Here is an 8,989-nt window from a genome sequence, read left to right as displayed (position 1 = left end):
CGCGCGTGCTGATCCAGGGGCGCCGTCCTGGCGCTTGACCGATGACTTCCGTGATTTCCCTTCTTTCGATGAGAACCGTGATGAACGACCACGACCGCGCTCGAACCGCATCCCGCCGCCCGCGGCCGGCCCGACGGGCGCTGCTGTGCTGCGCCGTACTGCTAAGCCTGGCCGTGCCGGCCAGTGCGATGGCTGCCGAAACCACCATGGTCAAGCTGATCAAGGGGCTGATTGCCAGTGGCGCGCTCAAGCCCGAAGACGGCCAGGCCCTGCTGGTTCAGGCCGAAGCAGAAGCGGCGGCTGCGCAGCGCGGCACCGCGGGCAGCGCAGCCAGCAGCGGCGGTGTGGCGCTGGAAGCCGGCGACGTGCGTGTGCCCTACGTGCCGCAGAGCGTGCGTGATGGCATCCGCGATGAAGTACGCCAGGATGTGATGGCGCAGGCCAAAGCCGAGGGCTGGGCCGCGCCGAACGAAGTGGCCGAGTGGACCAAGCGCATCAAGGTGACCGGTGACATGCGTGTGCGCAGCGAGTCGCGCTTCTACTCCGAGCGCAACAGCGACATCGAGACCAACTGGGCCTCGGTGAATGCGGGCAGCGGTTTCGATACCAACAACAACACCAACCTGCAGCTGCCGCCGCTGCTCAACACCCGCCAGGACCGCCGCAACCTGTGGCGCATCCGGGCACGGCTGGGCATCGAAGCGATGATCGGCGAGCACACCACCGCAGGCGTGCGTCTGGCCAGTGGCAGCAGCAACGGGCCGGTGTCCACCACCGAACAACTTGGCGGCGGCCTTGGCAAGAAGGACGTGTGGCTGGACCAGGCATGGCTGGCCTACAGTCCGGCCGACTGGGTGACGGTGCGCGGCGGACGCTTCGGCAATCCGTTCTGGACCAGCGACACGCTGTTCTCCAACGACCTGAACTTCGATGGCCTGGCGGCCAATCTCAGGTACGACATCGCTGATGACGTCGGCCTGTTCGGCAACCTGGCGGTGGTGCCGTTGGAGTACACCTCCGACAGCGCTCCCAGCCAGAGCCGGGTGAAGACGCCCAACGAGAACAAGTGGCTGTCCGGTGCACAGGTGGGGGTGAACTGGCGCTTCAACGATGACAACAGCCTGCGTGCAGCGCTGGGCTACTACGATTTCAAGAACATCAGTGGGCGCCTGTCGTCGCCGTGCGCGCTGTATGCAGGCGCCGTCGGTTGCGATACCGACTGGTCGCGGCCGGCGTTCATGCAGAAGGGCAACACCCTGATGCTGATCCGCGATATCGCCCGCAATCCGCTGGATCCGGCCAACACGCCCACGCCGCAGTACGTGGGCCTGGCCTCGGCATTCCGCCTGGCGACCTTCAACCTGCGCTGGGATACACAGCTTGCGCAGGATATCGGCATGCGCCTGGACGCGGACTACATCCGCAACCTGGCCTATGACAAGCAGGCCATGTTCGCCCGGGCCAACAACGGCATCGTCAACAACTACGGCGCCGGTGGCAGTGCCAGCATCGATACCTTCCGCAGCGGCGACACCGCCTGGATGCTGCAGGCGACCTTCGGCGCCACCGAGCTGAAGGAGAAGGGCCAGTGGCAGGCCCTGCTGGGCTACAAGCGGATCGAGGCCGATGCACTGCCCGACGCTTACAACGATCCGAACTTCCACCTCGGTGGTACCAATGCGCGCGGCTACTACGTCGGCGGCGCCTATGCGCTGGATGCGCGCAGCTGGATCAGCGGCAAGTGGATGGCGGCCAAGGAAGTGTCGGGTCCGCCGTTGTCGATCGACGTGTTCCAGCTGGAGTTCAATACCGGTTTCTGATCGGACAGCGTGATCGCAGTCACGGACATGTGTGGCGGGGGCGCGGCGACGCGCCCGTCTAAGGAAGGAAGACCACGCGTTGCACAAAGGAGGAGTGGATGAGCCGTCGCAAGCTGTTCGAGAGTTCCGAGCCCGCCGCACAGACACTGGGCATCGGGCCGGCCTATGTCTCGGTGGAGGGGTTGCGCCAGCACCTGGCCGAATTCCTGCTGTATGCAGGGCGCCCGGTGGTCATCATGCGCGGGCGCAGCGAGGTCGGCTATTTCCTGCCGGCACGCTGCTGGCGCCAGCGCGAGGATGATCCGCTGGCTGCCGCCGCCGCCGATCAGCTGCTCGATGCCGCCGGCTTCCAGGCCGAGGACATCCAGCAGGTCGAACAGGAGTTCAACGCCATGCGCCAGCGCACCGTGCTGCACTCCCGGCGTTGAAACCAGGGCCGCCGGGCATGGCCCGGCGCTACCTGATGGCGCCAGGCTGCTCCGGTAGCGCCGGGCCATGCCCGGCGATCAGGCTGCCGCCCCGCGCTCGCTGGTGATCCGTGCACCCTCGCGCATCACCAGCGTCACCGGGGTTTTTTCCACCACCTCCAGCAGGCGCTGCCACTGCGCATCACTCAGCTCGGCGGTGGCATGCAGCACGCGGTGCACATGGAAGCGCCCGTCCGCATCGCGTTCGGAACGCAGCTCGGCGTGGAACTCGCCCAGCTCCCAGCCCTTGCGCTGGGCATACATGCGCAGGGTGATGGCGGTACACGCGGCCAGCGAGGCCAGGTACAGATCGAACGGCGCAAAACCCTTGCCCTGGCCGCCCAGCGAGGCCGGCTCATCGGCGGCGACATCGAAATGGCCGTTGCTGATGTCGTGCAGGTAGTTGTCGGCGGTTGAAACAATGCGTGCGTAGGCCATGGGAATCCCCGGTTGTAGCGCCGAACCATGCTCGGCCGCAGGAAAAGGCGGCGCCGGCCGGAGCCGGAGCCGCCACGGAATCACTCCGTACGATCGTACGAGAACTGGATGCCGGCCGTGCCACCGGTTTCGATGAAAAGATTCATGAAGGCCGGCACCGTCTCCGCCCGCACCCAGTCGCGCTGCAGTTCGCAGAACAGCTGCGTCACGCTGATCAACTGGCCACCGGCCTGTTCGATGCGGCGCAGCGCGGCATCATGCGCGGCCAGCGAGGTGCCGCCCACCGCATCGACGACCACGTAGACTTCATAGCCTTCCTTCAGCGCGTCCAGTGCGGGGAAGGTGAGGCAGGCTTCGGTCCACAGTGCGGTCATGATCAGTTTCCTGCGGCCGGTCGCTGCCACCGCCTTGCGGAACTCGACGTCTTCCCAGGAATTGATGGTGGTGCGGTCGTAGGTCGGGTAGTCGCCCAGCACCTTGCGCAGCTGCGGGATCGGCGGCTTGTTCAGGCCGGTCTGCACGTTCACGGTTGAATGCACGATCGGCAGGCCGTAGGCGACCGCCGCCTTGGCGGTGCCGACAATGTTGTTGACCAGCAGCTGGCGGTCCATCGAGGCGATGGAGTTCACCTGTACCGGCTGGTAGTCGATGATGATGAAGGCGGAATTCTGCGGCGTCAGCAGGTGGTCGCTGACGGGGTCACGGATCGGTTCACTGGCCATGAGGGTGTCCTGGTCGGGGTTGGCTTGCGGTGGAGCCGGCGGCGTGCCGGCAGGCGGAAATAGCCGTGGATGCAGTGGGCTCAGCTGCGCTGCGAATCCAGCTGCTCGTGGTTCTTCTGCACGTCCTGCGCCTTCTGGTAGCTCTCGATCAGCAGCTGGTAGTTGGGGAAGATCTGCGTGTAGATCGCCGCCCACTGCTGGGCGTCCTCGCGGTTCCAGGTGCGCTGGATTTCCGAGGCGACCGCAGCGGTATCCATCGGCACCACGCCGGCCTGCACCACGCGCGCCAGGGTGATTTCCTCGGCCATCTTCGAATAGGTGCCGGAAGCATCGACCACCGCGAACACCTGGTAGCCGTCGGCGACGGCGGCAATCGAGGGGAAGGCCATGCATACGCTGGTGATGGTGCCGGCGATGATCAGCTGCTTGCGGCCGGTGGCCTTCACCGCGGCGACAAACTCGGGGTTGTCCCACGCATTGATCTCGCCGCGGCGTGCCACGTACTGCGCATGGGGTGCGGCGTCGTGGATCTCCGGAATCAGCGGGCCGTTCGGTCCCTGCGGTACCGACGCGGTGGTGATCACCGGCATCTTCGCCAGCGTGGCCATCTTCGCCAGGGCGGTGGCGTGCGCGCGCACGGAGGTGAACGGCATGTCACCGATGGTCTGGAACAGGCCACTCTGGTGGTCGATCAGCAGCATCGCGGCGTTGTCCGGGTCGATCACCGGGCGGGCGCCGTTGAAGTTGGCGGGGGTACTCATGGTCAGTCTCCTGGGGAGGGGGCGAAGGCCCGGAAGGCGGCGGGCGGTTGCCCGCCGCAATGCAGTGGATCAGTGCGCGATCTGGCCGAAGCGGCCGCCGTTGAAGTCGTTGACGGCCTGGCTGATCTCGGCCTGGGTGTTCATCACGAACGGCCCATAGCCCACCACCGGCTCGTCGATCGGTTCGCCGCTGAGCAGCAGCACCGTGGCGTCGCTGTCGGCATCGATGAACACGTCTTCGCCGCTGCGGTCGAAGGTCACCAGCTGTGCTTCGCCGACCGCTTGGCCGCCGTTGATCCGCACCGTGCCCTTCAGCACCACCAGCGCCAGGGTGCGGCCATCGGCAACCGGCAGCTCGGCGTGCTGGCCCTGCAGCAGGCGGATGTCCCACACGTCCATGGGGGTATGGGTACGTGCCGGTCCAGCATGGCCATCGAATGCCCCGGCGATGACGCGTACGCGGCCGGCACCGTCGGCCAAGGCCACCGAAGGAATCTGCGCATCTAGCAGGGTCTGGTAACCCGGCACACCCATCTTGTCCTTGGCCGGCAGGTTCACCCACAGCTGCACCATGTCCAGCGTGCCGCCGCGCTTGCTGAATTCCGGCGTGTGGAATTCCTCATGGAGGATGCCGGAGGCAGCGGTCATCCACTGCACGTCACCCGGGCCGATGGTGCCGCCGGCGCCGGTCGAGTCGCGATGGGCGACTTCGCCTTCGTAGACGATGGTGACGGTCTCGAAGCCGCGGTGCGGATGCTGGCCGACCCCGCGCGGGGTTTCGCTGGGCGGGAAGCTGTACGGTCCGGCGTAGTCCAGCAGCAGGAACGGGCTCAGGTGCTGGCCATGGGTGTTGTAGGAGAACATCGAACGGGCGGGGAAGCCGTCGCCCACCCAGTGCGGGCGGGGGGCGCTGTAGGTACCGGTGACACGCTTCATGGCGATCTCCTGACCGGGGCAACCGGTCGCTGTTTTTCGTTGCGGAGACGATATCGCCGTGACAATGGGCCCGGTAGTCGGCAGAATTTGCCGTCATAGTCCTATTCTGTGAACGATGAAGGCCCGGCAAGGGCCGCAGGAGATCGTCCCGTGTTCATCGCCGACATCCGCCGCTGCGACCTCAACGACCTGTTCTATTTCGCCATGGTGGTCGAGCACGGCGGCTTCTCGCAGGCAGGGCGCGCACTGGCCATGCCCAAGTCCAAGCTCAGCCGCCGCATCGCCCTGCTGGAGGAACGGCTGGGTGTCCGCCTGATCCAACGTTCCACCCGCCGCTTTTCGGTCACCGAGATCGGCCAGGACTACTACCGGCACTGCAAGGCGATGCTGGTGGAGGCCGAAGCAGCCGAGGAGGCCATCGCGCTGTCACGCGCCGAGCCGCGAGGCGTCCTGCGGCTGGCCTGTCCGATCGCACTGCTGCACGCGCGCATTGGCGGCATGCTGGCTGACTTCCTGGCCCTGCATCCGCAGGTGACCCTGCAGCTGGATGCCACCAACCGGCGCGTGGACGTGGTGGGCGAGGGCGTGGACGTGGCCATCCGCGTGCGCCCGCCACCGCTGGAGGACAGCGACCTGGTGGTGCGCGTGCTGGCCCGTCGCATCTGGTGTACCGCCGCCAGCCCGGCCCTGCTCAAGCAGATGGGTACGCCGAAAGTGCCTGCCGATCTGGCGATGATGCCGACCGTGGACCTGGCATCGCCGGCGCAGGTGCACGCCTGGGAATACGCCGGGCCAGAGGAGGTGACGGCCAGCGTGCACCACCGCCCGCGGCTGGTCAGCGATGACATGATCGCCCTGCGCAGTGCGGCGGTGGCCGGTGTTGGCGTGCTGATGCTGCCGCGGATGATGATCACCGACGAACTGGCCAGCGGCGCGCTGGTGCCGATCCTGCCGCAGTGGCAGCCTAGGCACGGCATCGTGCATGCCGTGTTCCCCTCGCGGCGCGGCCTGCTGCCGGCAGTGCGCGCGTTGATCGACTACCTGGCCGAGCGCTTCGATGCGCTGCAGGAACCGTAGATGCATGCCATGCGTGGATGGCGGGCGTGACCTTCCATGGGCCGGCCTTGCTCGGTTGGAGCAGTTCTTCATCCACGCATGGCGTGAATCTACTGGCCTACGGCGCGGCACCCTCCGGCACGTACACCATGCGGCCATCGGGCAACCGGTAGGTCACCCCTGCCTTGACTCCACCACCTTCGCCGATCTCGCCGGTGGATTCGTAACGGGTCAGCTCCTCGCCCTGCTTGACTGTGATGCGCATGTCGGCCTGGCCGGGATTCTCGATCACGGTCACGTTCTGGCTGGCGAACGGATTGAGCGGGTTGCGCACGATCACGATCATCAGGATGCCGGCCACGACCAGGAACAGGTCGATCAGGTTGACCACCGACAGGATCGGATCATCGGCGTCGTCGTCATCGAGAAAGCGCATCAGCGCACCTCCTGCAGGCGTTCGAACTGGCGCAGTTCCTGCAGCAGCCAGCGCCGGCGCACGGTCAGCACCAGGAACGTCAGGCTGGCCGCGACCAGGGCCAGGATGACAGACGAGAAGGCGACCACCATGTTCTCGCCCACGCCCTGTGCATCGCTGCGGGTCAGCGCCAGCAGCGCCGGGCCCATCGGGATCATGGTTGCGACCAGGCCCAGCATCGGCGCGGTCCGCGACACGATGCGCAGACCCTCCAGCCGTTTCAGGATGCGCAGCTCAAGATCTTCACTGCTGCCGCCGTGGCGGGCCTGCCAGGCCAGCAGTTCGGGGCGGTAATGGCCGCGCCGCCGCTGCAGCGCTTCCCACAGGAACGCACCGAAGCTGAGGAAGGCATAGGCCAGCGCCAGCAGGATCAGCAGCAGTACCGGTGCCAGAAACAGATGGGACAGATCGTAGAGGGTGGATTCAAGGGCATTCATGCGTTGGCCGTGTTGGAAGGGGAGTGGGAGGGCGCCCGTCGCGCATTGCGCCAGGCCTGCAGGGCCGCGCCTGCGCCTAGCAGGCCGAGCAGCGCGACCAGGGCAAGCCACAGCGATGGCGCGTGTGGCGACGGCGGCGGCACCTGCTGCATCACCCGTCCACGCACACTGGCCGCTGGCGTCGGCGCAGCATCTGCAGGCAGGGTCTCGATGGTGGCCGCCGCCGCACTGGCCGCTGACGCAGGTGCCGGGCCACGTGCGAGTCCGTAGCCACTGGAGCTTGCTGGCAACGCGGCCGCGGCAGATGTCTGCAGCTGATTCAACCGCGCCTGAAGCTCGCTGCGGGTGCGATCGTCGGCCTGCCAGTAGCCCCGCGCGATGGCTTCCTGCAGGCGCTCGATCATCTGCACCTGCGCATCGGCATTGTGGCTCTCGAACCAGCGCGCCATTCCCAGCTGGCGACTGTCGCGAACGAAGGTGTCATGCACCGCCTGCCACTGCTCGGCGCGCACCGTATCCGGCGCCGTTACCTGCCAGCCGAAGAGGTTGTCGACGTTCTTCAGCACTTCCAGCGTGCCGGCATAGCCTTCGCCCTGCATGGCGCTGATCCACTGTGGGTTGAGCGTCTGTGCACGCAGCTCATCGGCAAGGAAGCGCGCGGCACTGCGCGTGCGCGGCGTCGGTTCGCGCAGGTCCGAGATGTAGAGCGATGGACTGGCACCGTCGAGGTGGCGCACGGCCAGGGCCAGGCCACCGAGGTATTCGAACGGATGGTCGGTACTGAGCAGGCCATGGGTATTGGACGACCGTGACAGCACCGCTGCCTGCACCCCGCGCAGCTGTTCGGCGAACAGGTTGCTGCCGGGCAGGGTGGTGGCCTGGCCATCACTGCCATAGCCATGCTGCAGGCGATCGAGGAAGCCGGCGGCCAGTGCTGCATCGTCCTTTCCAGCAACGGTGCTGCGCTCCAATACGGCATGATTCAGGCCACTGCCATAGGTGCCGGGCGCGTTGCTGAAGATGCGCAGGCGCGACAGGGCGGCGGCTCGTTCAGCGGGCACACCGCGCTGCTGCAGGCGTTGTTGCATGTCCTGTGCGTGTCGCGCGATGGGGTTGCTGGCGGTGGCCGGCATCGCCGCAAGCTGTTCGATCGCCGCAGCCAGCATGCGCAGGAAGGGATCGAACTGGTCGCGGTAGACGCTGGTGGCCTGTACCACAACATCGATGCGTGGCCGTTTCAGGTCGGTGTCCGCCACGATGTCCAGCGCCACCACCTTGCCGCCGCTGTCCCAGCGCGGGCGCAGGCCGAGGGCATGCAGCACCTGCGCTTCCAGCACGCCAAGATGGCGGATGGCCTCGCTGGACCACAGGCTGATGGCGAGCTTCTGCGGCAGCTGTCCGCCATGTTCATCGGCATAGGCCTGCAGTAGTTGCTGCAGCGCTGTCTCGCCGGTGTCGAAGGCAGCGCGGGTGGGAATACGGTCCGGTTCGAAGGCGAACAGGTTGCGGCCACTGCGCAGCTCCGGTGTGCGGATCGGGTCGCCGCCGGCACCGGGCAGCACGAAGCCACCGGCCAGGCCGTGCAGCAATGCCTCTGTTTCCTGCGGATCGGCCAACGACGCGTCCAGCTGCGCGGCGCGCTGCAGTTCGCGGCGCAGCTCCGTGTCGGCAACGCTGCCGATCGGTACGCCGTCGCGCAGGTGGCGCGCCAGCGTGCGATAGGCGAGGCCCTGCTGGATCTGCCGGTAGTCCACGGCGCTGGCCTCCGCTGCGTCCTCGCCCAGTGCCTGCAGATAGGCCGGGCCCAGCTGCTGCATCACCGTCAGCAGCCGGTGATCGGCCGACGCCGGTTGGCCAAAGGTGTGCAGGCCCAAGGG

10 protein-coding genes are annotated in these 8,989 nt (G+C 66.9%); 3 read left to right on the top strand and 7 right to left on the bottom strand.

Going from position 1 to position 8,989, the window contains the following annotated elements; all coding sequences use genetic code 11:
* Nucleotides 1-80: 80 nt before the first annotated feature.
* Together DBR20_RS18275 and DBR20_RS18270 are read left to right on the top strand one after the other, a co-directional pair.
* Entirely contained in the window at nt 81-1,820 is a 1,740-nt protein-coding gene (locus DBR20_RS18275) for a putative porin (protein ID WP_108267482.1), read from the top strand.
* Between the two features lie 98 nt (nt 1,821-1,918).
* A complete protein-coding gene (locus tag DBR20_RS18270) occupies nt 1,919-2,248 on the top strand; it encodes a hypothetical protein (protein WP_089235815.1) in 330 nt (109 codons plus the stop codon).
* A 78-nt stretch (nt 2,249-2,326) separates the two neighbouring features.
* Here the strand turns inward: DBR20_RS18270 and DBR20_RS18265 are convergent, their stop codons facing one another.
* The 4 genes from DBR20_RS18265 to DBR20_RS18250 form a co-directional block, all read right to left on the bottom strand.
* Nucleotides 2,327-2,725, bottom strand: coding sequence for an OsmC family protein (locus DBR20_RS18265; protein WP_108267480.1), 399 nt, complete (start codon nt 2,723-2,725; stop codon nt 2,327-2,329).
* An 80-nt stretch (nt 2,726-2,805) separates the two neighbouring features.
* A complete protein-coding gene (locus tag DBR20_RS18260; RefSeq protein WP_100465563.1) occupies nt 2,806-3,447 on the bottom strand; it encodes a hydrolase in 642 nt (213 codons plus the stop codon).
* Nucleotides 3,448-3,527: 80 nt separating this feature from the next.
* On the bottom strand, nt 3,528-4,208 hold the full coding sequence (locus DBR20_RS18255) for a hydrolase (protein ID WP_100465562.1): 681 nt from the start codon (nt 4,206-4,208) through the stop codon (nt 3,528-3,530).
* A 69-nt stretch (nt 4,209-4,277) separates the two neighbouring features.
* The gene (locus tag DBR20_RS18250) at nt 4,278-5,144 is read right to left on the bottom strand and encodes a pirin family protein (protein ID WP_108267477.1); all 867 of its coding nucleotides are present in this window, start codon (nt 5,142-5,144) and stop codon (nt 4,278-4,280) included.
* A 150-nt stretch (nt 5,145-5,294) separates the two neighbouring features.
* Between DBR20_RS18250 and DBR20_RS18245 the strand changes: the two genes are divergently transcribed.
* Entirely contained in the window at nt 5,295-6,221 is a 927-nt protein-coding gene (locus tag DBR20_RS18245) for a LysR family transcriptional regulator (RefSeq protein ID WP_100465560.1), read from the top strand.
* Nucleotides 6,222-6,318: 97 nt separating this feature from the next.
* Here DBR20_RS18245 and DBR20_RS18240 read toward each other — a convergent pair whose 3' ends face one another.
* From DBR20_RS18240 to DBR20_RS22400, 3 genes are all read right to left on the bottom strand, one after another.
* Nucleotides 6,319-6,636 carry a DUF2149 domain-containing protein gene (locus tag DBR20_RS18240; protein WP_089235810.1) on the bottom strand — a complete coding sequence of 106 codons (318 nt, stop codon included), beginning with the start codon at nt 6,634-6,636 and terminating at the stop codon, nt 6,319-6,321.
* Nucleotides 6,636-7,112 (bottom strand): MotA/TolQ/ExbB proton channel family protein, encoded by a 477-nt coding sequence (locus DBR20_RS18235; protein ID WP_100465559.1) that lies wholly within the window; start codon nt 7,110-7,112, stop codon nt 6,636-6,638. Before DBR20_RS18235 ends, DBR20_RS18240 begins: the two co-directional genes overlap by 1 nt.
* Nucleotides 7,109-8,989, bottom strand: a 1,881-nt coding sequence (locus DBR20_RS22400) for a cobaltochelatase subunit CobN (RefSeq protein WP_219927831.1), incomplete at its 5' end; no start/stop codon positions are given. The genes DBR20_RS22400 and DBR20_RS18235, both read right to left, overlap by 4 nt.

Source organism: Stenotrophomonas sp. HMWF023 (assembly GCF_003060985.1).
Taxonomy (GTDB): domain Bacteria; phylum Pseudomonadota; class Gammaproteobacteria; order Xanthomonadales; family Xanthomonadaceae; genus Stenotrophomonas; species Stenotrophomonas lactitubi.
The sequence above is the reverse complement of the archived record's forward strand: the minus strand, read 5'-3'. Positions and strand labels throughout refer to the sequence as shown.

Excerpts from the sequence above, each read along its gene's own strand:
- DBR20_RS18240 (WP_089235810.1), bottom strand. The coding sequence starts at position 6,636 with ATGCGCTTTCTCGATGACGACGACGCCGATGATCCGATCCTGTCGGTG.
- DBR20_RS18260 (WP_100465563.1), bottom strand. The coding sequence starts at position 3,447 with ATGGCCAGTGAACCGATCCGTGACCCCGTCAGCGACCACCTGCTGACG.
- DBR20_RS18275 (WP_108267482.1), top strand. The coding sequence starts at position 81 with ATGAACGACCACGACCGCGCTCGAACCGCATCCCGCCGCCCGCGGCCG.
- DBR20_RS18250 (WP_108267477.1), bottom strand. The coding sequence starts at position 5,144 with ATGAAGCGTGTCACCGGTACCTACAGCGCCCCCCGCCCGCACTGGGTG.
- DBR20_RS18255 (WP_100465562.1), bottom strand. The coding sequence starts at position 4,208 with ATGAGTACCCCCGCCAACTTCAACGGCGCCCGCCCGGTGATCGACCCG.
- DBR20_RS18270 (WP_089235815.1), top strand. The coding sequence starts at position 1,919 with ATGAGCCGTCGCAAGCTGTTCGAGAGTTCCGAGCCCGCCGCACAGACA.
- DBR20_RS18265 (WP_108267480.1), bottom strand. The coding sequence starts at position 2,725 with ATGGCCTACGCACGCATTGTTTCAACCGCCGACAACTACCTGCACGAC.
- DBR20_RS18235 (WP_100465559.1), bottom strand. The coding sequence starts at position 7,112 with ATGAATGCCCTTGAATCCACCCTCTACGATCTGTCCCATCTGTTTCTG.